This is a genomic window from Spiroplasma endosymbiont of Lonchoptera lutea, from assembly GCF_964019715.1.
Taxonomy (GTDB): Bacteria; Bacillota_I; Bacilli_A; order Mycoplasmatales; family Nriv7; genus Nriv7.
In genome coordinates this window covers 1,051,029-1,075,982 of record NZ_OZ026463.1, presented here as the reverse complement: position 1 = coordinate 1,075,982, position 24,954 = coordinate 1,051,029, and the positions used below count along the sequence as shown (strand labels likewise).

Here is a 24,954-nt window from a genome sequence, read left to right as displayed (position 1 = left end):
TTTTAACAGTTTAATTATTTTTAAATTCAGTTTTAAATTCTAATATTTTTCATTTGGCATATCTTTCATTTTTATCTCATTCTTGTATTTTCATTTTTATGTTTTTTAATTTTTTATTTTGATATGATAAAAAATCTTTATTTTCTCAATATCTTGGTTCACTGTTTTTTTCTCAATTTAAATCATATTCTAATGATTTTAATATTGGTAGTGTAATCTTGTCATTTTTATCAACATAAAATTCTCAATCATTAAGTTTCATTCGCGGAGGCAAGTTTTTGGGCATAAATTCATTTTCTACATTAACTTTTATTTCTCATTTTTAATTTCACTTGCTGTTGTCATCTTTTGATGATTTAAGTGTTAATTTTGATTTTTTTAAGTTTAATTCGTATGACTCATTCTTAATTTGTAATATTGGTTTATTTTCTTTTTTAGAACACCCAACTATTGGCAATGTTGTCAGCCCCAAAAGAGCTATTATATTTAAAATTTTCATAAATTTAACTCCTTCATTTTGTTTTTTCAATATATATATATATAATTATACAAAAATTCTTAATATCATTAGAAAAATGGCAAAACCGATTAAAAATTGAAAGGTATAGTAAAAAGCTGGTACCGTTTTAAAAACTGGAAAAATGGCGGTTGAAAAGTTAACTGTTGCTTTTGCAATAATTGCTAACGGTCGCAAAATCGTGATGATTTGTGAAGCTGTGAGTATTCAGTTTATCATTTTGATACTAGCATTTTGAATGGCACAACCAATATCATTAAAGGTTGGTATTCATCGTCCAGAATATTTGCAATTTGCTGGTGGAATTAAATCGTCTCATTCACTGTTATTTGAGCCATCAGGGATAAAGGCTGTTGAATTTAATACATTAAAGTCATAAATTTTAAAATTGTAGTTGGAGATATTCTCTTTGTGATAAAGTGGAAAAGTTAAGGTAAAAATGTTAATACCATAACGAATATCAATATCGGTATTTAGATAATTAATACTGTTAGCGGTTTTGTTGGTTGGCAAGGCAATGAGTTTATTATCATAAGATTTAAGGACATTAAAATTAATTTGATAAATGCCATTGGTGTTGTTAATAGCATTGTAATTATCTTGGTGCATTTTTTTGTCAAAAGTAAAGAAATAACTTCTTAGTAATAATTCTGAGTTTCCTATAATATTTACTAAGTATTTTTTGGGATAAAAGGTAATTAATGAACGATAAAAGAAACCGATTTGAATAAAGTAATCCTTCTTATAGTTTTCTACACCCTTAAAATCAATTTCGGTATGAGTTTTTTCGTCCATATCAAAAGTCGCATAAAATAAACTAGCAAAGAAATTGCCAAGAATTTCATAGATTTCGTTAAAAACATTTTTGTAATCGCTATTGTTAATACTAGGAATGTTGTTTTTAAAATAAAGGTAAATATCATTTTTTAAATCGGGGTCATAGCGTAGAAAACTAAATCTAACATTGAGGTAATTTAAGGTACCAAAAAGATATTTAATTAGGTAATAATCGTTAGAATTCGTAGTGCCATATTTTCAGATTTCATTTTCACCGTGTAGCAATTGTAAATACTTATTTCCAGCAATTAGAGTTTTGTTAAATGCCTTAATTTTCAAAACATTTTCATTTACTACATTTTTATCACTAGAAGTTTTATGATAAAAATAACTCTCCTCTTTAAAGCCGTGATTTTTAATCGTAAATTCTTTGTAATAACCTTTTTCTAGGGTGTCAATGAAATTAAATATGGGCGTTCAATAGAGATACGAGTAATTAAATTTATCAAAATCACCACGGTGAATCATTAAGTAATCAAGATTATCAACAACATCGTTATAGTTATGGTTGCCATCAAATTTGGTGGTTTTTTCTGGTAAATCAATATCAGTCGAGGGTTTAATTTCTGATTGTGCGTTAAATTCTAATATTTTTCATTTGGCATATCTTTCATTTTTATCTCATTCTTGTACTTTCATTTTTTTATGTTTTTTAATTTTTTATTTTGATATGATAAAAAATCTTTATTTTCTCAATATCTTGGTTCACTGTTTTTTTCTCAATTTAAATCATATTCTAATGATTTTAATATTGGCAGTGTAATCTTGTCATTTTTGTCAACATAAAATTCTCAATCATTAAGTTTCGTTCGTGGAGGCAAGTTTTTGGGCATAAATTCATTTTCTACATTAACTTTTATTTCTCATTTTTGATTTCACTTGCTGTTGTCATCTTTTGATGATTTAAGTGTTAATTTTGATTTTTTTAAGTTTAATTCGTATGATTCATTATTTTGCCTTTTACTTCTAATTAGTGATTGTGCTGTTGATTTGTCATTATTAATGTTTTGTGGAATGGTAAAAATGTTATTGAAACTAATAATTAACACGGTAAATATTTTCATAAACATTTTTATCACTCCTTTTTAAAATATTTTATTTTTCATTATTCTTTTAGCTTTAATCTTTTTTAATATAAAACGAATTAAGCAGTTTACTATTTCTGTTATGGTTACTCATACTAATGAATAACCTATAATCATTAACTTACCAATTGCTCCAAAATGGATTGGCAACCCTTTTTAGGACACTTTTTATGTAGACTGGTATTTTCTAAATTCAACGGGAGTTAAATAATTTAAACTGCCATGAATTCGAATATTGTTATATCAATTAACAAAATCAAATAGTTCGCATTTTAGTTGTGTTAAGTTTGCAAATTTTTTACCGTTAATAAATTCGGTTTTAAAGGTTTTGTAAGTTGCTTCAGCAACAGCATTATCATATGGGCATCCTTTGGAGCTTAATGATCTTTTAATTTTAAAGGTTATTAAAATTTCATCAATAATTTTATTTTTAAACTCATTACCACGATCAGTATGAAATAAAGTTATTTTATTTAATGGTCGTGTTATCTTGTGAAAAGCTTGTTGAACTAATTCAGCAGTTTTATTTGGTCCAGCACTATAGCCAATTACTTCGCGATTAAACAAGTCAATTAATAAACAAATATAATGTCATTTAGTGCCAACTTGAACATATGTTAAATCACTAACAACAACTTCATTTGGTTTTTTGTCATTAAATTGACGATTTAAAACATTATTAATTTCGTCATTATTAACTGTTTTTTTATGATTACAATATTTTAACTTGGTGTATTTAGAAACCAAATTATTTTTGATCATAATGAATCGGATTTTTCGTCGTGATAAAATGATATTTTTTCTTATTAAAACAGCTTTAATTTTACGAGCACCATAAATCTTGCGACTTTTATTAAATGCACTGATAACTTCTTGTTCATAATTATTAACATCAAACTTGGTGCATTTATTAGTTTGATAATAATATGTTGATTTTAGTAAACCTAAAATCTTACATATTTTCCTCACTGAATATTTATTTTTGTTGTTATTAATTATTGTTATTTTTTCCCGATTATCAGTGCTGCTTGCTTTAAAATGTCATTTTCCATTCGTAATTGTTGGTTTTCTTTTCGCAAGTAAATTAATTCATTTTCTTCGACAGTGCGATTATCTTTTGCTTTAAATGACTCAGAATTATTATAATTTTTAATTCAACTATAAATAGTTGGTTTTGGTAAATTATATTCTTTCCCTAAATTAATAACACTTTTGTCATTTTTGTATAGCATTACAAATTTGTTTTTTAAATTCTTCAGAGTATGAGGTTTTATTTCCCATTTTTATATTCCTTCTTTCTTAATAATTTTGAAGTCTATATAATTATGGTCCAACTTATTGTAGCCTATCCAAAATTTTTAATAAATTGTTGCAAATTTTCAATATCTGTATGTAATAATAAAACTATACTTAAAGATATGAATATAATGTAATTAAGTATTATTCATCAATATTTTTTTAAAAAATTAATGAGTTTGTTTGATTTCATTTTTCAAGGCTCTTTTTGCTTTAATTTTTTGAATAATAAAGCGGATTAATTTTTCAAATTTAATTGCAAAGTATATTGCTGCGCCTCATCAAAAAACAAATATTCCTGCCAGCATAATACCACTATTGAACTTGCCAAAGAATTTAACCATTTCTTCATTCATAAAATTATTAAATTCGTCACTTGTTCCAGTTATTCATTTAGTATCGATTGCTGTTAATGCACAAATTAATAAGCTTATAAAGATAAAAATGATACTTAACACTATTTTTAACCACTGTTTTTTAAAAGAATTTTTAATTCTTAATTTTAACGGTGTTTTTTCTTTTGAATTATCTTTTTTAAATAATTTTACTAAAAGTTTTTTCATTTTAATTCTTCTTTCATATTTTTTATCGTCCTTTAATCACAATAAATAAGGCAATAAGTACACAAGTAACACCAAGAATAGTAAAGATTGGATGTTGCGAAAATGTTCGTGCCATTGGTTTAAATAGTTCTAAAATTGTTAAATTGCTCGTAATAAACTTTTGGAAATTGGCAAGCCCTTCGCTAATATAGTTCGTTAAAGTTTCAAAATGACTACCAGCTAATAACCCAAGAACAGTTATTAAGATAAAAATAATAATTAGTTTAAACATTGTTAGTTACCTTGTTTTGTTTTTATTGGTTTTATTTGTTTTTTAGCTTTTCCTCACGCACTTAACCGCCCTTTATTTTTAACCGCATATTGGCGTTGTTTTTCTAAATTAACTTGTTGAATACCAAATCCAAGAATAATTGCCATAAGAAATTCTACAGCCAGCGTTAAGAACAAGGGAAATATTAGTTGAATTTTTGTTCCCGGCACTTCAAGACTTCAAATTAAATCAAAAACTTTATAAAGCATTTGGGCAAGAAAGTCGGCCATTTTTGCGAGATTTTCCATTTTTTATTGTTCCTTTTCTTTCATTTTTCTTAAAAATTTGCTAAATTTATCCATTTTTAAGTATTCTAAGTCTTCTAAATCAATTGCCGTATCAGTATAGTATTTATCTTCATAATCAGGATTTACTTTTGAATTTAAGTAATCTCTTAAAAATGCTAGGTAAAAAGAATTGTAAGTGTTAAGTATTGGTAAAGGAATTTTTAGTTTAAAAAAATAAATATCAAGTTCAGGAATATCACGATATTTAATGCGACGACCCCTTTTACTATTTTTAGCATCAATTAAGGTGTTTCTTCAGCGTTCATATTCTTCAATGCTAGTAAAGGTGCCATAGATGACTTTTAAGTAGGGACGAAAAATATTAACGGGTTTTTTACGAATTCCCACAATCACATTATTGGCAATATCACGAACTTTAACTCAAATATGTTTATCTCTTTGACCGCTAGCAAGCACAATATGACCAAAATGCCGTGCCAGAGCGAAATATTCTTGGATACCGGTTTCTTCGTTTTTGGTATTATTTTTTTCTCAGTCAGTTCCTTCTAAAAATAAATTGGTTTCATCTCACAAAAGTAAGGTTTTGTCTGGCAATACCGGATAATCAAAGTCTAATAATCCCATATGCCCTAAACTTAATTTTTGAGTTTCTAGTAATGGAAATGTTGATGCGATATGATATTTTTTCTTTTTTAGTAATTTTGATGCGTATACTAGAAAAGCGGTTTTTCCAGTTCCTAATGAACCAATAACAATATTTAATGGTGAGTTTTTTAAGAAGTTAATAACTTTGTTAATTTGTGTTAAATTACCGATTTTAAAAAGAAAAATTAAAATACAACCTGCTAAAAATAAATAGCTTACAATGTTTTTAAAATAACCGTTGTAAATATATCAAATTGCTCCTCAATGTCATAAAATTAAAAATGAGATGCGATTTAATTCAATAAAATGGTTATTTTTTTCTATTATTCATTTGCAAAATTTCATCTTGCACCTCACTTTATTTTTTTGTTAGCGTACTGCTCCAAGTAATTTTTCAAACATTTTAAAGCAAATAAAGAATATTGCCAAAATAAATGGAAAAATGAATATTCAGTAGTCAGCAAAGAAGTTACCGACTTGTGGCATATTAACAGCAATAATTTCTCATATTTTAGTAAACGCTGTTATGATCGCATTTCATAATTTAGTCATTGCGTCACTGGCTGTTATTTTTTCTACTGTTGCTGGTGCATCTGCCAATAAAGTTCCAATCATATAATCACCCCCTTTCTTTTTAAAACATTCATCATTTATATTAAAAGTTTTTCTTAAATTTGTTAAAACCACGATTAACCTTAACACGATTGCATTTTTTCCTAATTAATTTTGATTTTCTTCGAGAATGCATCACGATGTAACTTCTTGACATTAATTTTTTCCCTATCTAAATACTGATATGGTTTTTCAAAGTAGCATTAAAATAAATCACACCATAATCGCTGTTAAGAATCAAAAAGCAATGTTTGCTATTAAAAGTCAAAGTGTTTCTTGAGTTAAATCAATTTCTTTACCACCACTAATATGAGCCGGAATAGTTGTAATTTGAATAAATAAATCTCAGAAAGTTTGTTTGATTTGTTCTCAATCAAATTCTTTTAAGTTTATTGTCATTTTTTATCTCCCAAAAATCATTTTTATTGGTAAATATATAATTGAAATTAATGCGAAAAGAAAAGTAATGATAATAATTAATCCGGCAATAAACGCAACTTGTGCAGGCATTTTTTCTATCGGAACAAACAGTTTTAAAAATTCCATAATAATTTCTCAAAACATTATTTTTTATCCGCATTATTTTCTTTTGAATTAGGGGTTTTAACTCATTCTTCAAAGCGAGCAATAAACACTTTTTCGTCTTTTGTGAAATTACCAGTATTATTTTTAATGGCATTTTTATATTTAATTCTAATTTTTATTTTGGCATAAATTTTATAAGCAAAATATGCTGACAGCATAATGCTGATAATAATAAATATTAGTCCAATTGCAATATTCATTTTTAAGCTCCTTTAAAATAGTTATAATTTATATCTTTTTTGTTGTTTTCTTTTTCGGCAATGAAGAAGCCTAATAATTCTTGTCCTTTAATTAACTTGGTTTCTTGCTCTTGTTGATTAATTGAAATTACTTGATATTTACTATCTTTTATTATTCCAATACAAATCGAATTTTCATATTTTCCTTTATAAACAAATCGCTTTGGAAACCAAATGCCGATTTGTTCATTAAATCATGGAATTTTAGGTGCTTTAATAAACATTGCGTTTTGTGTTTCTTTTAAGAGATATTTTTTAGTATTTAAGAAAATGTTTTCAATGTTTTTCATAATAAATTACCTTTCTTATTTGTTATAAACTAAGTTACATTAACTAAGTTAGTTGACTAAGTTTTTTAAACACTTATATATCGCAGATTTAAGTGTTTAACAAGCTTTGTTAGTAAATTTTGTTTTTTTAATTAGATAAAGATTTTAATAATTTTAAACTTAGTATACCCCTATATAGAAATTTCTACACTTTAACATCCGCATCCTACCCTTGGAACTAATTTAATAGCGTGTATATTTTTAGGAAATCCACCCATTCATTTTTTTATTGCAAAATGAAACAAATTGCTATAGCTAATAGGATGTTATCTATCAACTGGTAAAACTTCTTTTGGTTATGGCGACCACCCACAATTTATCGTGCTTTAATACATACCAACATTATTAATTCACTTGTATTTAATTTTCAAAGAACAAATTTTTAACACCTTATAAAATAAAAAGACAATCATTGCTGACTGTCTTAATACTTATTCAAATCTTTTCATACCTAACAAAACTTTATGCGTCCTCATTCCAAATATTAAAAATATACAAGAATTTGGCCATTTAGAGGGAGATACTATCGTTGGTAAAGATCATAAAAGTTCTATTATTACTTTAGCTGATATATGATCAAAAACCACAATTCCTTTGAAAACTAAAAATCATAAAGCAGAAAGTATTACACAAAGTATAATAAAATTTATTTCAAAATTAATACCAGGAACAATTAAAACTATTACTTTTGATCGTGGTAAAGAATTTAGTAAATGAAAATTAATTGAAAAAAATTGTAATGTTAAAATTTATTTTGCAGATGCCGGCAAACCTTGTCAAAGAGGTTTAAATGAGAACAATAATGGTATTTTAAGAAGATATTTACCAAAATCTACTGATTTATCTTCATATAAACAAAAAGACTTAAATTCTATAGCATTTCAAATTAATTCTACACCCAGAAAATCATTATCTTATAAAAGACCAATAGATTTAATACAATTATTTTAAAAAACTGTCCCATTTATATTTACAATTCAGGTCTTAAAATAATAATCTAAGTATAGTATAATTGGGTAATAAACAAGTAATCGGCATCGCGAGGGTCAGAATGAAAGATATTGATAAATTTTCTAATAATAAAAAATATCTTACTTGATTTAAAAAACTTGGTCAAGTTTTTAAAAATATTTTTATTGGTAATACTGTTAATAAGAAAATTTTGCGAAATTATTTATATGCTGTTTTGGTGGGAACAATTTTATTAATGACGCCTTGAGCTGTTAGTAAGACTTATCAATGAGATTTTTTAACAGCATTGTTTACTGCTTCAAGTGCATTTTCTGATACTGGATTAAGTTTAATATCGCCAGCTAAAGACTTAACTTTTTTTGGTCAAATTGTTTTATTGTTGCTAATTCAAATTGGTGGTATTGGAATTATGACTTTAAAGATTATTTTGTTTATTGTAATTGGAAAAAATATTAGTATTGAAGAAAGAATGCTTTTGCAATCAGAAAGAGGTAATACTAAACTTGGGGGTACTGTCCAGTTAATTAAAAATGCTTTTTATGTTTTAGCAATTGTGGAAATTACTGGTGGCGTGATGTTATTTTTTTATTTTTATTTTACACCGATTGATTATTTAGATTCTTTAAAATCACAATCAATTAATTCAATTATTGAACTATTAGGAAAATCGTTTAACACGCCAGATAAATTTAAAGAAATGTTAATTACTAAGGTTTCTGATTGAGAAAATTTTGTTACTGCGGGCAAGGAATTTCCTAATGAATTAGCACGAATTATTAATGGTGTTACTAATAAATATAATAATAATGTTGTAGGGTTTTTACAAATAATTGATAATGATTATTTGCAACAATTAATTACTAAGAATTTTAATGTTACTTATCGAAATTTTGGTAGTAGTTTTTGATCAGGGATTTTTCATTCGGTTTCAGCTACTAATAATGCTGGTTTTGATATTATTGGTCCTAATTCTTTAAGTCCCTATCGGACACAATATTTTGTTCAAGTAGTTTTTTTAGTTCAACTGATTATTGGTGGTATTGGTTATCCTGTTTTTTATGATTTAAAGCAAAAGTCAGTGGCGCGTTATCGTGGTATTAAAGTTAATTTTTCATTATTTACTAAAATAAGTGTGATATACTATTTTTCAATTTCTTTTATTGGTATTTTAGCAGTAATTTTGGTTGAATATTTTGTGCCAACAAAGCTTAGTAATACTTTTATTAATGGTGGTATTAGAAATGTTACTAATACTAATGCTGAAACTTTAATGGCGATTATTTTTAATACTTTTTCAACAAGAAGTGCTGGATATAGTACGATTGATATTAGTTATTTTAAATCGCCCTCAAAGTTTATTTTTTTGATTTTGATGTGAATTGGAGCGTCACCTAGTTCTACTGGTGGTGGAATTAGGACGACAACGCTAGCATTAGTTATGGTGAGTATTATTGCTAGTGCGACACGAAAAAATAATATTAATATGTTTAAAGCTAAAGTTCCTAATGAGACAGCAAAACGCGCAACAGCAGTTTTTATTATGGCAATTTTAATTGTCTTTTTGGCGTCTTTAATTATTATTAGCGAAAATGTGCAGGTGCCGATTGTTGAGGCTTTGTTTATATCTTCATCGGCATTTGGAACGGCAGGTTTAACAATGATTCCTGATTTTGGCCTAAGTTTTTCTGATTATGGTGTTATCAGTAAATTATTTTTAATTAGTTTAATGTTTATTGGTCAATTAGGAGTATCAAATACTTTATTATTAGCAGCAAGAAAAAATGAAATTGAACGATTTGCATATTTAGAACAAGATGTGCCTATTGGTTAGGAGAAAATATAATGGCAGTTATAATGGATGGAAAAGCGATTGCTAATGAGATTCAAAATAATTTGAAAAACAATATTAGTAATTATTTAGAAAAAAATTTACGAAAACCGCATTTAGTAGTATTTTTGGTGGGAACAGAAGAAGCATCAAAAGTATATGTTAATCACAAAATAAAAGTTTGTGAAAAGTTAGAAATTCAAGTTAGTTTAAAAACTTTTAATGAAAATGTTAGTGAGCAGGATTTATTAACCGTAATTAATAAAGTAAATAATGATGATACGGTTGATGCGATTTTGGTGCAGTTACCATTACCTAAACATCTTAATAAAAATCGGATTTTAGATCATATTAATGCTCGTAAAGATGCTGATGGTTTACATTATATTAATGCAGGTAAGTTATTTCAAGGGTTAAAAACGATTGCTCCTTGTACCCCATTAGGAGTAATTAAACTGTTAGAAGCATATAATATTGATGTTTTTAAAAAAACGGTTACAATGGTGGGGACAAGTAATCTTGTTGGTAAACCTTTGGCTATTATGTTGCATCATTTAGGGGCAACAGTTACATTATGTAATGAAAATACTGTTGATTTAAAAAAGCATACGATTGGTAGTGATATTGTTATTAGTGCTGTTGGTGTTGCTAATTTAATTGATGAAACAATGGTTAAAGCTAATGCGATTGTAGTTGATGTGGCTATTGTTCGTGATTTGGAAACAAATCGGATTTGTGGTGATATTAAGTTTGATACGGTTAAAGAAAAAGTTAGTTATATTACTCCAGTTCCTGGTGGTATTGGGCCAATGACAATTGCAATGTTAGTAACTAATGTTTATGACTTGTATGTTATTAATATGAATAAGAAAAATTTGAATGTTGTTAATATGAATAATAAAAGTTTAATTGTGGAGTAGTAATTTATGTGAAATCATTTAGAAATTGTTAATCAAGCTTTATTTATTCTTATTAGTTTTTTATTAGGGATTATTTTTGTTGCTTATATGATTTTATCTTTATTGTGATTGATATTTTCTTTTATTAAAAAAGGTAATAGTAAAAATCGTGATGGTGGTGAATATTTAGAAGCTATTTTTCGTCAAGAAAAATATCATTTTAAAATTAAAATAACTAAAGTAACGATGCGTTATTTTAATGTTAAATATTATAAACAAGAAGTTAATATTAAAACTAGTGATTATTATAACGATAGTATTTTTCATATTTATAATTGTTTAACTTATGTTGCAAAAATAAAATGAAAACAAAATGGTAAAAGGTATGTATTTTTTATTCATCTAGCAAATTTTATGTTTATTTTTGCATTATTATGTTATTTTGGAATGATAATTTTATTTTTGCAGTTTTATTCACAAGATTTAATTAGTATTACAAATCTTAATTTAATTAGTAGTACGATTGGATATACTAGTTTAGTGGTGCTAATTTTAGGATGAACTTTATGAGTTTATTTTTATGAGTTAATGCGAAAAGATATTTTACTGTTAGCAGAAGATTATTTAAATGAGCAAGAATATGAACGCATTAGAAAAATTACTCTTATAAAAACTATAATTGTGGGTAGTGATTCATTGTTTATATTTACATTTTAAAGAAAGTCCCTTCTTAAAAAAAGAAGGGATTTTCTTTAAGAAGGAATTAATTTCTAATATGATAAATATTGAAATAAAATGAAAATAAAATATAATTAAGAATATAATATATAGAATTAGAGAATATTATAAATTAATAAAAGAGTAGAAAGGTGGTAAGATGAGAAATATCTTAAAAAATTTGATTACAATGTTGTTAACTGCTATTCCTGTTTTAAGTGTAGTTGCTTGCAGTAAAAATAATGATGATATATCTGAAAGTTCTGAAGAAAATGCTATAGTAAATCCCCTTGTTCAGGCCAAAAATTTAATTGATGAAGAAGTAATGAATAAACATCAAGAAAAAATTTATACTGCTAATAGTTTAGGGTTAAATGATTCCCAAATTAAAAGTACTATGAATCCATTAGTTAATAAAGCACAAGTTGAAAATTTCGCTGTGTATTTAGAAAATAATGAGCAAATTAGTGAACAGATTTTGCGAATATTGCAAAATGATTTAATTAGTTCTATTAACAGGAAACTTAAAGAAAAAATGATTTATTTTGCAAATATAAACACTCCGACAAGTTTTAGTAAAGATAAGTCTAGATTTATAGTAACAAAAGTATCTTTTGACCAAATGATTAGAGTTCTTGGCGATTTAAAAAATAAGAAATCAAATAGTTTAAATAGTCAATCTGAAGATAATAATGAGCATTATGTTTATAAACTACAATTATCAATTGAACTTGATTTGGCTTTAAAGCAAGGTCAAGCCACACATAATATTTATCTTGATATTTATTTAACACAGGATGAAAGAGCTTTTACGAATAGGATTACTGAGTTAACGGCGTTAGTACAAAAACATATTAAAGAGAATGTTACCTTTGATTTAGAAAAAATAAATTTTCAAGCTTTAAGTGAAACAAATATAAAAAAGCAAATCTTAAACCAAATTAATAGTGATAATGAAGAAAAATTAAGTATTTCTAATACGGGTTTAAAAAGAAATCTATTAATAAATTCTTTAAATTCAACAACAAGTTCTAAGGAATATTTGGAATTTTTGAAAATTTCTAATGGTGTAGAAATGAATACTAAAATAAGTGATTTTATTACTAAAGATAGAGAATTTCAGAAACATAATTCTGATTTTGTTAGCGCACTGGATAATAGAGAAATTTTATTGGGAAGTTTTGATTTTACTTTTTGAAATGCTACTTATTTTGAATTACCATTGCAGAGAATTGAATTAAAAGATAATAAGATTAAAGTTTCTAAAGCATCATTTGAGACACAATTATTGAATATTAGTGAAGTTTTGGTGTATTATTTTTCAAAAGTTTTTTCTGAAAAGAATAAATTTCGAGGTTCTCATAACGATTCTGTATATCTGATAGTTCCTCCATCTGTATGAAAAAAATATGTGAACTTAACTAATGGTGGTGAAGGCAATAAGATTTTTAATACAAGTAAAAAAATGCATAAGATTTTTCAAGATACAATTGAAGAGTATAATAAAAAATTATTGCTAGAAAGTCGCTTTTCAAGTTCTGTCTTTAAGCCTTTGACTGATGAAACTAAAATATTGGTTCAATGGAATCCAAAGAAAACACAGGGTGCTTATCGAGGACATTCGGGGTTAAGTAATGCTTCTGCTCAATTAGAAGTTGGTTTTTTTACTTTAAATATTATCAAAGATGGTATTTTTTGATATGGTTTAGAGAGTTAATGTAGAGACAATAATAATATAATATAAAAAAATTTACTTAAGTAAACCTTAAGTAAATTTTTTTATTTTTTGTTTGCCAAATTGTAAAGTTAAGTGCAACTAAATTATTTTTCTAACCAAATATTCGATTGGCGAAAGATAATTTAGTATTTTTCTTGGTCTTTGGTTTAAAGACAATATAAATTTATGAACTGCATTTTTAGTAGTGTTTGAAAAATTAAATTTTTTAGGAAATTTTTCTCTAATTAAACCATTAGTATTTTCATTAGTACCTCTTTGTCAAGGTGAATATGCATCAGCAAAATAAATTTTCACATTTAAATTTTTTTCAAGTTGTTGTCAATTAGCAAATTCTTTACCCCTATCAAATGTTATAGTCTTAACAAGATTATTTGGAAGAATTGATAAATAATGACTAATATTTTTGTTAATAACTTTAGTAGTTCTATTTTCAACTAATATTGCTAAAGTAAATCTTGATGTTCTTTCAACTAAAGTTATTAAACATGATTTACTTTTACCTCGTGATGATACTACAGTATCACCTTCTCAATGGCCAAGAGTTATGCGATTATTAACATTTCGTTCTTTAATGGATTTACCATTAAATTTACCCCGATTTTCTTGAGATTTTCGTTTCTTACCTTTTCTTCTTAAATTTTTACTAGTAACCTTTTCAAGTAATCCAGAATAAATTCAATTGTAAATTGTTTTAAAACTAATAATTCATTCTTGATGAAAATTTTTAATTCTGCCATAAATTTGTTCAGGCGATCAACCTAATAATAATTTTTGTTGTACATATTTTACTAATTTTCTATTTTTAAATTTATGAAAATAAACATGTAATTGTTTTCTATTTTCTGCTTTATTTTGTGCAATTAATGAAAAATAATGATTATTATCTTTATTTCTATTAACTTCTCGATTAATAGTACTAATACTTCGATTAAGATTTTTAGCTATTTCAGTAATTTTTACTTTAAATTTCAATTGATTCTTAATATAAATTCTTTCATCTATGCCAAGATGTTTGTATCCCATATAAAAACTCCTTAAATTTACTTTTTCTAAAATAAACTTAGCATCATGAAATTTTTATATGAAATCTTTTGCAATTTTATTTACTTGCACTTACAAGTATAATTCAGCGTTTAAAATTACAGGAATTATTAAAGGATTTCTTCGTTTTATTTTTGAAATATAAGGACTTAGGGTTTCTTTAATTTCTTTTTTGATTGCTCCAAAAGTAGGATGGTTACTAGCTAATACCTTTTTAATTGCCTTTGTTACAATGTTAATTGATTCTGCAATAAGAGCACTGGAATCTTTAACATAAAATGAGCCACGAGAGATAATTGTTGGATTACATAGTAATTCATTAGTCTGACTATTAATGGAAACAACAACAGCAATTAAACCATCATTAGCAAGAATTTGGCGATCACGAGTTATTTTTGTTGTTAAACCAGAAGTATCTTTACCGTCAACATAAATTGCACTAGCTTCAATTCTTTTTCCAAGAATAGCTTTACCTTTGTAAAGATTAATTTGGTCACCATTGGCACAAATAAAGATATTTTCTTTAGCAACGCCAACGCTTTCTGCAGTTTGTCCGTGTGCTTTTAACATGCGATAATCACCGTGCATTGGCATAAAGTATGTTGGTTTAATTAAGGTTAGCATTAGTTTTTGTTCTTCTTGTGAAGCGTGTCCTGATGTATGTAAAGAATTAAATGAGGAGTTTTCTAAGACATTAGCCCCTAACCGTGATAAGCGGTTAACAACCATTTCAACACTAGCTTGATTTCCGGGGATAGGACTAGAAGAAAAGATAACGGTATCACCAGGAATAATAGAAATTGCTTTATGAGTTCCAGTTGAAATCCGTGAAAGTGCTGCCATTGGTTCTCCTTGGGAACCTGTACAAATAATTAAAATTTCATCTTTATGATATTGATTAGTTTCTTGAGGTTTAATAAATTGTTTGTCAGAAATCTTTAAATGTCCCATTTCACGAATAATTTTAATAATTCGTTCTAAACTGCGACCAAAAATTAAAATTTTGCGATTATATTTTTGTGCTACTTCAATAATTTGTTGAATGCGGTGGACATTAGAAGCAAAAGTAGAAATTAAGATTCGTCCTTTAGCTTTTAAAAAGTAATCACTAATATTTTTAATAATTTTTGTTTCGGTCATTGTATAACCTTCAATTTCAGAATTAGTTGAGTCTGATAAAAATAAGGTAACACCCGTTTGCCCCATTTTTGCCATTTCTTCTAAATCTGCTTTATGACCTAATGGTGTTCAATCAAATTTATAATCACCAGTGGTAACGACTTTACCATTAGGAGTATTAATAGCAATGCCAAAAGCATCAGGAATTGAATGATTAACAGCAAAATATTTCAGTTGAAAGTTTTTTAGCAGACCCTTCATTTTATTTTGATCTTCATTGCTACCATCAATTTCAATAATTTTGGTTTTTTGACCAATATTAAACTCTTTTAATCGTTCACGAATTAAGGCAGCAGCTAGTCTTGGCGCATAAATAAAAGGAATATCAATTTCTTTTAAAAGATAAGGAATACCACCAATATGGTCCTCATGACCGTGAGTAATAAATATTGCTTTTACTTTTTTAGCATTTTCTTTTAAATATGTATAGTCAGGAATAATAGCATCAATTCCTAATAATATTCCTTCGGGAAATTTAACACCAGCGTCAATAATGATGATTTCATCATCATGTTCAATACAATAAGTATTTTTACCAACTTCTTCTAAGCCACCAAGGGCAAATACTTTAGTATTTCTAATATCATCAATAATAATTTCATTATTTTTGTTAGATGTTTGATTTTCATTGAAGATTTCAATTTTGTTATTTAGTTTCTTTTTTTGATTTGTTGTCATGAATTTTTACACCTCACTCATTATTAAATAAAAGGTTTACTTAAAATCTTAAAAAATCATTTTTGCTAATTTTTTTTGTAAACATTTTATTTTTTGTTGCCTTTAAGATTTAGGCAATTTTAGTTTATTTATTTCTCAGTTGAAATATTTAGTACTTCGCTTATAAGTATAACCAATTGTCATTCTTTTTTCAAGGTTCATTTTTATCAATTAGGTCATAGTATAAAATACCTTCTAAATGTTTTTGTTCGTGTTGAAAAACAATTGCTTCATAGCCACGAGCAGTAATTGTAACATTTTTTTTCTTTAAATAATCATAACCAGTAACAATAACTTTAAAATAACGCGGAACAAACCCTTCATGATGATTATCAACGCTTAAACAACCTTCGCCACTTTTTAAAGCAATAATTTGTTCACTATGAGCTGTAATTTTAGAATTAATTAAGGCATGTTGAATGATAGTTTTTTGATTATTTTTATCAATTTGTTCAATATGAATGTAATACATTTGCTTATTACAACCAATTTGTGGGGCTGCTAATCCCACAGCAGGAATTAGTTTTAGTGATGCGTTTAATGTTTCATTTTGGGAAGTAATAACAAAATCAATTAGTTTTTGCATTATTAATTCATCATTTTTTGATATTGGAAATAATACAGGTTGACATTTTTCGCGTAATTTAATGTTATTATCTTTAACTAATCATTCATTGCTAGGATTGTTGTCTTGGTACATAATTTACTCCTTATTTTGCTTATTTTTATAGATTATAGCATAAGTTTTTAGTATAATTAATATATTATTTATAGGTGAGAAAATGAAAATTATTGCAGGAAAATATTATAAAAAAAATCTTATTAGTCAACAAAGTACAACAACAAGACCAATTTTAAGTAGAGTTAGAGAGAATCTTTTTAATGTTTTAAATAATTATTTTTATTATGAAAATAAAGTGGCATTAGATCTTTTTGCTGGTAGTGGCAGTATTGGTCTTGAAGCATTATCAAGAAACATTAGTTATTGTTATTTTAATGATTATGATTCGCAAGCATTAGAATATTTAAAAAAAAATATTGTTAATTTAAAAGTTGCCGATCATAATTATATGATTACTAACTTATCATATTTGTTATGTTTAAAGTTTTTAGTTAATAATAATATTAAAATTGATTTAGTTTTTATTAATCCACCGTATAAAGAAATTAGTTATTATTATGAAACAATAGAATATTTATTGGCACAAAATATTGTTAATAACTATGGTATTATTATTCTTGAATCTAATATTGCATTAGATATTAATTATAAGCATTTAGAATTATTAACAATGAAGAAATATGGTAAAATATTCTTATATTTTTATCGCTACACTATGGAACGGAAGTAATATCTTAAAATGAATAAAAAAATGGGATTATTAATTATTCTTTCTGGACCTAGTGGGGTTGGTAAAGGAACAATTAGAGAAGAATTATTTAAAGACCAAAATTTAAATTTAGTTTATTCTATTTCAATGACAACAAGAAAACCAAGAAGTAATGAATTAAATGAAAAGGATTATTTTTTTGTTAATGAAAATTTTTTTCAAGAGAAAATTGCTAATAATGAGTTATTAGAATATGCTAAATTTGTTGATAATTATTATGGGACACCAGAAAAATATGTTGATAAATTATTATCACAAGGTAAAAATGTTGTTTTGGAAATTGAGGTTCAAGGAGCGTTACAAGTATTAGCAAAAAGACCAGATGCGATATCATTTTTTATTTTACCCCCTAGTTTTGAAGAATTAACTAGAAGAATTATTGCGCGTCGAAGTGAGTCGGAAGATATTGTTCAGAAACGATTATTAAAAGCTAAAAGGGAAATGAATATTACTAATAAATATAAATATGTTATTGTTAATGATAATTTACAACAAACTGTTTCAGAAATTAGAACTATTATTATGAATGAAATTAATGCTAATAAAAATTAAAAATCTAAGGAAAAATCCTTCCTTAGATTTTTTCTTACTAATTTACGATATAATTATCTTATTAGGAAAATAAAGGATGACTTGATATGAAAGTTAGTTTCCATTTTAATAGTGATATTGGTCAGTTTCGTGCTAATAATCAAGATGCAGCTCAATTTGTAAAAAATGAATATGGGCAATATTTTGGTATTGTTTGTGATGGTTTAGGAGGACATAATGGTGGTGAAACTGCTAGTTGAATGGCTGTTAATTTATATGTTAGCTTATTTGTTAAAACTGACTTTAGTAATTTTGGTGATTATGAAATTAATAACTGACTTCGGCAGGCGACAATATTTGTGCAAGAATCAATGGTTAATTATGTTAAGGAATATCCACAGTTAACTGATATGGGAACTACTGTTTCTTTAATATTAATAACTAATAACAAAGCTTATTTATTAAATATTGGTGATTCGCGAATTTATGAGTTTTATCAACAAAATTTTCAGCAATTAACAACTGATCATAATGTTCTTAATATGTTACATAATAATAAAACTAATGCTAATATTGAAAAAACATTGTGAAAGGCATTAACTAGTGCTTTAGGACCAAATAAAAAATTGCAAATTGATACTTTCTTAGTTAGCAATATTAAAGGTATAACTTTTATGTTAACTACTGATGGATTGCATGATTATTTAGAAAATTATGAAATGATTGATATTTTACAGAGTAATAATAAGTTGTCACAAAAAGCTAAGAGTCTAGTTGATTTGGCATTAGATAATGTTTCAACTGATAATTTAACAATTCTCATTGTTGAGATTAAGTAAGGAGTTATGACGGATGCAAATAGAAAATGGTATTATTTTACAACAACGATATCAAATAATTAATAAAATTGCTAGTGGCGGGATGGCAGATGTTTATCGGGCTAATGATAGTTTTTTAAATCGGATTGTAGCGATTAAGATTTTAAATCAACAAGCAGCTAATAATTCACAAGTTTTAAAGAAATTTTATAAAGAAGTGGAAGCAACAACGAGAATTCGTCATGATAATGTTGTGGAAGTTTATGATGTTTTTGAGCAAGATAACCGCTGATGTATTGTTTTAGAATTAGTTGAAGGTTATACATTAAAAGATCGATTATTACGAACTGGACCATTATCAATTAAAGAATGTTTACAGATTTTTCAAAGCATTTTAGATGGTGTCACTGTTGCCCATCAAGGAAATATTGTTCATCGTGATTTAAAACCAGAAAATATTTTAATATCTTTTGATGGTAAGATTAAAGTATCTGATTTTGGAATTGCAATTATTACTGATGATGATAAGACAACAACAAGTAAAATTGTAGGAACAGCAAAATATATATCGCCAGAAACTGTCCAGTCATTACAAATTGATCATCGTAGTGATATTTACTCATTAGGAATTGTGTTATTTGAATTGTTAACTGGTTCTTGTCCTTTTAATGGTCAAAATCCAACATTAGTAGCGGTAAAGCAAGTTAGAGAACCGTTGCCAAGTGCAAGAGGGATTAATCCAAATATTTCACAAGCATTGGAAAACATTATTATTAAATCAACGGCTAAAAATTGTGAGGAAAGATATCAAAGTATTAAGGCGTTAAGTCAAGATATTAAAGCATTACAAGCTATTAGTAATGCTAAAATAAAACCTTTAAAATTGAAAAATTGCATTGTTTTAACACGCGATAACCGAAAGCAAAAGATATTTATTAAAAATCGTGAGCAATTAATGTCATATTTTTTAACTCCTAAGTTTCTAATGATGATTGCTATTATTACTAGTTTTATTTTTCTTGTTTTCTTATTATTGGTATTTTATAGTATATGATTGGTTTAGTCATTCGTGTTATTAGTGAGTTTTGTAATGTTATTATCAATAATGAAATTTATCATTGTCAAACAAGAGGAGCTTTAAGATTATCTAATCAAAGAATTCTTGTTGGTGATGTTGTAACTATTGAAGTTATTAATGAACAAGAAAAGCAAGCAACAATTATTGAAATTCACCCCCGAAAAAATCAATTAATGCGACCAGCAGTAAGCAACATTGATCAAGTTATTATTGTTAGTGCTTTAAAACAACCTAATTTTAGTAGTTTTTTACTTAATAAGTACTTAATATGAGTTGAAGCTCACAGTTTGGCAGTAGTTTTAGTTTTTACTAAAGTCGACTTGTTATTGTCTGGTGATAAGGTTTATGATTATATTTCTAGTTATAAAAAATTAGGTTATGAATGTTTAACTTTATCGATTAGTCAGTCAAGTAATCAATGAGAAAAGTTAAAGGAAGTTACAACTGATAAGATTTCAATTTTAAGTGGTCAAACTGGGGCTGGGAAGTCTTCAATTTTAAATATGTTAGATCCACAACTTAAAATTAGAACGCAAGAAATATCTAATGCTTTAAATCGTGGTAAACATACGACAACACATAATGAATTAATAATTATGGCAAATAATATTAGAATTATTGATTCACCAGGATTTTCATCATTTTCGTTGAATGATATATCATTATCAGAAATAGCGAGTTCATTCCGGTTCTTTAAAAAATTTCTTGTTAATTGTCATTATCGGCAATGCCGACATTGAAAAGAACCAAAATGTGGTGTTAAACAAGCATTAATTAATAAAGATATTCCTCAATTTATTTATGATGATTATATTAAAGTTTTAGAACAAAAACAATTACAAGAAAAAGGAAGGTACTAAATAATGAAAAAACTTATTATTGCTGCTAGTATTTTAGATGCTAATTATTTGTGTTTAAAAAAGCAATTACAACAGTTGCAAGAAGCAAATATTGATTGAATCCATTATGATGTTATGGATGGTAATTTTGTTAATAATTTAAGTTTTGGAGCTAAAATATTACAAGATATTACTAAATATTTTGATATTTTTATTGATTGTCATTTGATGGTAAAAGTTAATTGTAATATGGCAAGATATTTAATGCCATATATTGAAGCTAAAGCTAGTAGTATTACGATGCATTATGAAGCATTAACACCAGAGCAAATAAAAGAATTCATTAGTTTTTGTCAAGATAATAAAATTAAAAAGGCTTTAGCTTTAAATCCAACAACACCAATTGAAGTATTAGAACCATATTTAGAACAATTAGATGCTGTTCTTTTAATGAGTGTGGTTCCTGGTAAGGGCGGACAAAAATTTATAATGGCATCGTTAGATAAGATTAAAAATTTAAAAACCAAAATTGTTATTAATAACTATCATTGTTTAATTCAAGTTGATGGTGGTATTAATAATGATATTGCTAAATTATGTCAAAAGCAAGGGGCTGATGTTGTTGTTGTTGGTAGTTATTTAATGCAACATTTACATATGAAACAGGCAGTTAAGGAATTAAAAAATGATTAAGCAAAATTGTTTTGTTATTGTTTGTCAAAATATTAATATTGATTTATCAAAGTGAAAAGATTGTCAATTTATTGCTGTTGAACAAGGAGCCATAAAGCTAATTAATGAAAATTATCCGATTGTTTTAGCTTGTGCTGATTTTGACCACACTAGTAAGGAACAGTTAGAAATAATAAAAAAGCATGTTAAAAATATTGAAATATTACCACAAGATAAAGATATTTTAGATAGCGAATATGCTATTAAAAAAGCGATTGCAATGCAGGCTACTAGTATTAAACTAATAGTTAGTGGGCATCGTTGAGGAATGATTTATGGTTTGATTAACTTATTAATTAAGTATCATGATTATAATTTAGAAATATATAATGAAACGAATATTTTAAAATTTATTAATACCCCCACATTTTTTTAAAAACTGAATATCTTGAATATCGTTATTTTGATTTTTTACCGTTGATGGATACTAAATTAAATTTAAAAGGTTTTATCCTGAAATGTAAAATTAAAAAGGACACTTATATAAAAAACAAATTGTGTTAATTCTATAATTAAGAAAAGAAAGGAATTAGCACAATGTATAAGTATCTGACTATTGAATCAATAATAGCAATAAAAGAATATAAAAGTTATGGATTTTCTATTCGTAAAATAGCAAAAGCAATTGATTATAGTAAATCAACTGTACACAGAGTTTGTAAATTATTAAATCAAAACTTATTACCATTAGAAATATTGAATCAAGTTCAAAAAAATAAACAAAATGCAGGTAGAAAATTAATAATTTTAACTTTAACAGAAATTAATACTATCAATCATTTGTTAATTACTAAAAATTATGCTCTTGATATAATTGCTGATTTTTTAAAGAAAAATAAAATAAAAAATATTTCAACAAAAACTTTATATAACATGTTTAAAACAAATCGAATGGGTTTTGATGAAAAAAATTTATTGAGAAAAGGCAAAAATAAACCTCATAAACAAAAAGAAACTAGGGGCAGAATTAATAATTGTAAATCTATTCATGAAAGAAATTTAATCATTCCAAATATTAAAAATATACAAGAATTTGGCCATTTAGAGGGAGATACTATCGTTGGTAAAGATCATAAAAGTTCTATTATTACTTTAGCTGATATATGATCAAAAACCACAATTCCTTTGAAAACTAAAAATCATAAAGCAGAAAGTATTACACAAAGTATAATAAAATTTATTTCAAAATTAATACCAGGAACAATTAAAACTATTACTTTTGATCGTGGTAAAGAATTTAGTAAATGAAAATTAATTGAAAAAAATTGTAATGTTAAAATTTATTTTGCAGATGCCGGCAAACCTTGTCAAAGAGGTTTAAATGAGAACAATAATGGTATTTTAAGAAGATATTTACCAAAATCTACTGATTTATCTTCATATAAACAAAAAGACTTAAATTCTATAGCATTTCAAATTAATTCTACACCCAGAAAATCATTATCTTATAAAAGACCAATAGATTTAATACAATTATTTTAAAAAACTGTCCCATTTATATTTACAATTCAGGTATCCTTTAAATGAAAATTATGAATTAAAACCATATGATAATTATTTTATTAGTAATGAATTAGAAGCTCTTAGAGGGGAAATTAATATTAAACAAGGTTGTGGTATTTTAACAATTAGTAAAGAATATGAAAAAAATGACTAATATTATTTAGTCATTTTTTTTATGAAACCTGAAATGTAAAATTAAAAAGGACACTTATATAAAAAACAAATTGTGTTAATTCTATAATTAAGAAAAGAAAGGAATTAGCACAATGTATAAGTATCTGACTATTGAATCAATAATAGCAATAAAAGAATATAAAAGTTATGGATTTTCTATTCGTAAAATAGCAAAAGCAATTGATTATAGTAAATCAACTGTACACAGAGTTTGTAAATTATTAAATCAAAACTTATTACCATTAGAAATATTGAATCAAGTTCAAAAAAATAAACAAAATGCAGGTAGAAAATTAATAATTTTAACTTTAACAGAAATTAATACTATCAATCATTTGTTAATTACTAAAAATTATGCTCTTGATATAATTGCTGATTTTTTAAAGAAAAATAAAATAAAAAATATTTCAACAAAAACTTTATATAACATGTTTAAAACAAATCGAATGGGTTTTGATGAAAAAAATTTATTGAGAAAAGGCAAAAATAAACCTCATAAACAAAAAGAAACTAGGGGCAGAATTAATAATTGTAAATCTATTCATGAAAGAAATTTAATCATTCCAAATATTAAAAATATACAAGAATTTGGCCATTTAGAGGGAGATACTATCGTTGGTAAAGATCATAAAAGTTCTATTATTACTTTAGCTGATATATGATCAAAAACCACAATTCCTTTGAAAACTAAAAATCATAAAGCAGAAAGTATTACACAAAGTATAATAAAATTTATTTCAAAATTAATACCAGGAACAATTAAAACTATTACTTTTGATCGTGGTAAAGAATTTAGTAAATGAAAATTAATTGAAAAAAATTGTAATGTTAAAATTTATTTTGCAGATGCCGGCAAACCTTGTCAAAGAGGTTTAAATGAGAACAATAATGGTATTTTAAGAAGATATTTACCAAAATCTACTGATTTATCTTCATATAAACAAAAAGACTTAAATTCTATAGCATTTCAAATTAATTCTACACCCAGAAAATCATTATCTTATAAAAGACCAATAGATTTAATACAATTATTTTAAAAAACTGTCCCATTTATATTTACAATTCAGGGTAGTATTAAATTCCTTTGCGTTTTAATGTTCTTAAAGCACGAGTTGACATTTTAACTTTTTTTACTTGGCCATCAATTTCCACTTTTACAGTTTGTAAATTAACATTTCATTTTCTTCTTGATGCATTCATGGCATGAGAACGCTTATTACCAGACAGAACACTTTTACCAGTTATTTCACATTTTCTTGACATTTTAGTTCTCCTTTATAAAATCAATATCACAACAATAATAATATCATACTTATTGAGCTTTTCAACAATTAAAAGGACGCATAAAGTTTTGTTAGGTGGGAAAAGGTTTGAATAAGTATTAAGGCAGTCAGCAATGATTGTCTTTTTATTTTATAAGGTGTTAAAAATTTGTTCTTTGAAAATTAAATACAAGTGAGTTAATAATGTTGGTATGTATTAAAGCACGATAAATTGTGGGTGGTCGCCATAACCAAAAGAAGTTTACCAG

30 protein-coding genes and 1 pseudogene are annotated in these 24,954 nt (G+C 26.0%); 14 read left to right on the top strand and 17 right to left on the bottom strand.

Translation table 4 applies throughout. The annotated features are described in order from the left end of the window. Nucleotides 1-10: 10 nt before the first annotated feature. The 13 genes from AACK97_RS06120 to AACK97_RS06060 form a co-directional block, all read right to left on the bottom strand. Entirely contained in the window at nt 11-286 is a 276-nt protein-coding gene (locus AACK97_RS06120; RefSeq protein ID WP_338967380.1) for a hypothetical protein, read from the bottom strand. Between the two features lie 36 nt (nt 287-322). Further along, nucleotides 323-499 carry a hypothetical protein gene (locus tag AACK97_RS06115; protein ID WP_338967378.1) on the bottom strand — a complete coding sequence of 59 codons (177 nt, stop codon included), beginning with the start codon at nt 497-499 and terminating at the stop codon, nt 323-325. A 45-nt stretch (nt 500-544) separates the two neighbouring features. Then, a complete protein-coding gene (locus AACK97_RS06110) occupies nt 545-1,993 on the bottom strand; it encodes a hypothetical protein (RefSeq protein ID WP_338967375.1) in 1,449 nt (482 codons plus the stop codon). Beyond that, nucleotides 1,939-2,418, bottom strand: coding sequence for a hypothetical protein (locus tag AACK97_RS06105; protein ID WP_338967374.1), 480 nt, complete (start codon nt 2,416-2,418; stop codon nt 1,939-1,941). Before AACK97_RS06105 ends, AACK97_RS06110 begins: the two co-directional genes overlap by 55 nt. Before the next feature lie 189 nt (nt 2,419-2,607). Continuing rightward, nucleotides 2,608-3,671 (bottom strand): IS3 family transposase gene (locus tag AACK97_RS06100; protein WP_338967372.1). Its coding sequence is split into 2 segments (ribosomal slippage): nt 2,608-3,476 and nt 3,476-3,671, totalling 1,065 coding nucleotides; the frame shifts between segments, so codons are not numbered across the junction. 234 nt (nt 3,672-3,905) lie between these two features. Beyond that, on the bottom strand, nt 3,906-4,298 hold the full coding sequence (locus tag AACK97_RS06095; protein WP_338967370.1) for a hypothetical protein: 393 nt from the start codon (nt 4,296-4,298) through the stop codon (nt 3,906-3,908). A 22-nt stretch (nt 4,299-4,320) separates the two neighbouring features. Further along, nucleotides 4,321-4,569, bottom strand: coding sequence for a hypothetical protein (locus AACK97_RS06090; protein WP_215826579.1), 249 nt, complete (start codon nt 4,567-4,569; stop codon nt 4,321-4,323). A 2-nt stretch (nt 4,570-4,571) separates the two neighbouring features. Beyond that, the gene (locus AACK97_RS06085) at nt 4,572-4,856 is read right to left on the bottom strand and encodes a hypothetical protein (protein WP_338967368.1); all 285 of its coding nucleotides are present in this window, start codon (nt 4,854-4,856) and stop codon (nt 4,572-4,574) included. Between the two features lie 3 nt (nt 4,857-4,859). Beyond that, complete coding sequence (locus tag AACK97_RS06080) at nt 4,860-5,846, bottom strand: hypothetical protein (protein ID WP_338967367.1); 987 nt, start codon at nt 5,844-5,846, stop codon at nt 4,860-4,862. Nucleotides 5,847-5,870: 24 nt separating this feature from the next. Further along, a complete protein-coding gene (locus tag AACK97_RS06075) occupies nt 5,871-6,116 on the bottom strand; it encodes a hypothetical protein (RefSeq protein ID WP_338967366.1) in 246 nt (81 codons plus the stop codon). 165 nt (nt 6,117-6,281) lie between these two features. Continuing rightward, entirely contained in the window at nt 6,282-6,512 is a 231-nt protein-coding gene (locus AACK97_RS06070; protein WP_338967363.1) for a hypothetical protein, read from the bottom strand. A 164-nt stretch (nt 6,513-6,676) separates the two neighbouring features. Next, the gene (locus AACK97_RS06065; RefSeq protein ID WP_338967361.1) at nt 6,677-6,898 is read right to left on the bottom strand and encodes a hypothetical protein; all 222 of its coding nucleotides are present in this window, start codon (nt 6,896-6,898) and stop codon (nt 6,677-6,679) included. Nucleotides 6,899-6,900: 2 nt separating this feature from the next. Continuing rightward, nucleotides 6,901-7,227 carry a hypothetical protein gene (locus AACK97_RS06060; protein ID WP_338967359.1) on the bottom strand — a complete coding sequence of 109 codons (327 nt, stop codon included), beginning with the start codon at nt 7,225-7,227 and terminating at the stop codon, nt 6,901-6,903. Between the two features lie 507 nt (nt 7,228-7,734). Between AACK97_RS06060 and AACK97_RS06055 the strand changes: the two are divergent. The 5 genes and pseudogenes from AACK97_RS06055 to AACK97_RS06035 all read left to right on the top strand — a co-directional run. Further along, nucleotides 7,735-8,217 (top strand): annotated as a pseudogene (locus AACK97_RS06055) (IS30 family transposase); the annotation flags it as partial. A 100-nt stretch (nt 8,218-8,317) separates the two neighbouring features. Further along, nucleotides 8,318-10,069: a TrkH family potassium uptake protein gene (locus AACK97_RS06050; protein ID WP_338967358.1), complete on the top strand. Its 1,752-nt coding sequence runs from the start codon at nt 8,318-8,320 to the stop codon at nt 10,067-10,069. An 11-nt stretch (nt 10,070-10,080) separates the two neighbouring features. Continuing rightward, the gene (locus AACK97_RS06045) at nt 10,081-10,986 is read left to right on the top strand and encodes a bifunctional 5,10-methylenetetrahydrofolate dehydrogenase/5,10-methenyltetrahydrofolate cyclohydrolase (RefSeq protein WP_338967357.1); all 906 of its coding nucleotides are present in this window, start codon (nt 10,081-10,083) and stop codon (nt 10,984-10,986) included. 6 nt (nt 10,987-10,992) lie between these two features. After that, nucleotides 10,993-11,682, top strand: a complete 690-nt coding sequence (locus tag AACK97_RS06040; protein WP_338967356.1) for a hypothetical protein — start codon at nt 10,993-10,995, stop codon at nt 11,680-11,682. A gap of 160 nt (nt 11,683-11,842) precedes the next feature. Next, the gene (locus tag AACK97_RS06035; protein WP_338967355.1) at nt 11,843-13,399 is read left to right on the top strand and encodes a hypothetical protein; all 1,557 of its coding nucleotides are present in this window, start codon (nt 11,843-11,845) and stop codon (nt 13,397-13,399) included. Between the two features lie 99 nt (nt 13,400-13,498). Here AACK97_RS06035 and AACK97_RS06030 read toward each other — a convergent pair whose 3' ends face one another. The 3 genes from AACK97_RS06030 to def all read right to left on the bottom strand — a co-directional run bounded on the left by AACK97_RS06030 (nt 13,499) and on the right by def (nt 17,057). Continuing rightward, nucleotides 13,499-14,443 carry an IS30 family transposase gene (locus AACK97_RS06030; protein WP_338967353.1) on the bottom strand — a complete coding sequence of 315 codons (945 nt, stop codon included), beginning with the start codon at nt 14,441-14,443 and terminating at the stop codon, nt 13,499-13,501. A 90-nt stretch (nt 14,444-14,533) separates the two neighbouring features. After that, nucleotides 14,534-16,318 (bottom strand): ribonuclease J, encoded by a 1,785-nt coding sequence (locus tag AACK97_RS06025; protein ID WP_338967351.1) that lies wholly within the window; start codon nt 16,316-16,318, stop codon nt 14,534-14,536. 160 nt (nt 16,319-16,478) lie between these two features. Next, entirely contained in the window at nt 16,479-17,057 is a 579-nt protein-coding gene (def, locus tag AACK97_RS06020; protein ID WP_338967349.1) for a peptide deformylase, read from the bottom strand. An 82-nt stretch (nt 17,058-17,139) separates the two neighbouring features. On the opposite strand from def, the gene rsmD reads away from it, so the two are divergent. From rsmD to AACK97_RS05975, 9 genes are all read left to right on the top strand, one after another. Beyond that, on the top strand, nt 17,140-17,709 hold the full coding sequence (gene rsmD, locus AACK97_RS06015) for a 16S rRNA (guanine(966)-N(2))-methyltransferase RsmD (protein WP_338967347.1): 570 nt from the start codon (nt 17,140-17,142) through the stop codon (nt 17,707-17,709). Between the two features lie 21 nt (nt 17,710-17,730). Next, complete coding sequence (gene gmk / locus AACK97_RS06010; RefSeq protein WP_338967345.1) at nt 17,731-18,300, top strand: guanylate kinase; 570 nt, start codon at nt 17,731-17,733, stop codon at nt 18,298-18,300. A gap of 86 nt (nt 18,301-18,386) precedes the next feature. Then, nucleotides 18,387-19,118, top strand: a complete 732-nt coding sequence (locus AACK97_RS06005) for a protein phosphatase 2C domain-containing protein (RefSeq protein ID WP_338967343.1) — start codon at nt 18,387-18,389, stop codon at nt 19,116-19,118. A gap of 13 nt (nt 19,119-19,131) precedes the next feature. After that, the gene (locus AACK97_RS06000; RefSeq protein ID WP_338967341.1) at nt 19,132-20,160 is read left to right on the top strand and encodes a protein kinase domain-containing protein; all 1,029 of its coding nucleotides are present in this window, start codon (nt 19,132-19,134) and stop codon (nt 20,158-20,160) included. Next, nucleotides 20,148-21,035: a ribosome small subunit-dependent GTPase A gene (gene rsgA, locus AACK97_RS05995; RefSeq protein WP_338967339.1), complete on the top strand. Its 888-nt coding sequence runs from the start codon at nt 20,148-20,150 to the stop codon at nt 21,033-21,035. Before AACK97_RS06000 ends, rsgA begins: the two co-directional genes overlap by 13 nt. A 3-nt stretch (nt 21,036-21,038) precedes the next feature. Next, the gene (gene rpe, locus AACK97_RS05990; protein ID WP_338967337.1) at nt 21,039-21,707 is read left to right on the top strand and encodes a ribulose-phosphate 3-epimerase; all 669 of its coding nucleotides are present in this window, start codon (nt 21,039-21,041) and stop codon (nt 21,705-21,707) included. After that, nucleotides 21,700-22,122: a hypothetical protein gene (locus AACK97_RS05985; protein WP_338967336.1), complete on the top strand. Its 423-nt coding sequence runs from the start codon at nt 21,700-21,702 to the stop codon at nt 22,120-22,122. The genes rpe and AACK97_RS05985 overlap by 8 nt, the downstream gene beginning before the upstream one ends. A 161-nt stretch (nt 22,123-22,283) precedes the next feature. Further along, nucleotides 22,284-23,228, top strand: a complete 945-nt coding sequence (locus tag AACK97_RS05980) for an IS30 family transposase (RefSeq protein WP_338966714.1) — start codon at nt 22,284-22,286, stop codon at nt 23,226-23,228. 287 nt (nt 23,229-23,515) lie between these two features. Further along, the gene (locus AACK97_RS05975) at nt 23,516-24,460 is read left to right on the top strand and encodes an IS30 family transposase (protein ID WP_338966714.1); all 945 of its coding nucleotides are present in this window, start codon (nt 23,516-23,518) and stop codon (nt 24,458-24,460) included. Between the two features lie 37 nt (nt 24,461-24,497). Here the strand turns inward: AACK97_RS05975 and rpmB are convergent, their stop codons facing one another. Next, nucleotides 24,498-24,686 carry a 50S ribosomal protein L28 gene (rpmB, locus tag AACK97_RS05970; RefSeq protein ID WP_338967333.1) on the bottom strand — a complete coding sequence of 63 codons (189 nt, stop codon included), beginning with the start codon at nt 24,684-24,686 and terminating at the stop codon, nt 24,498-24,500. Nucleotides 24,687-24,954: the final 268 nt, after the last annotated feature.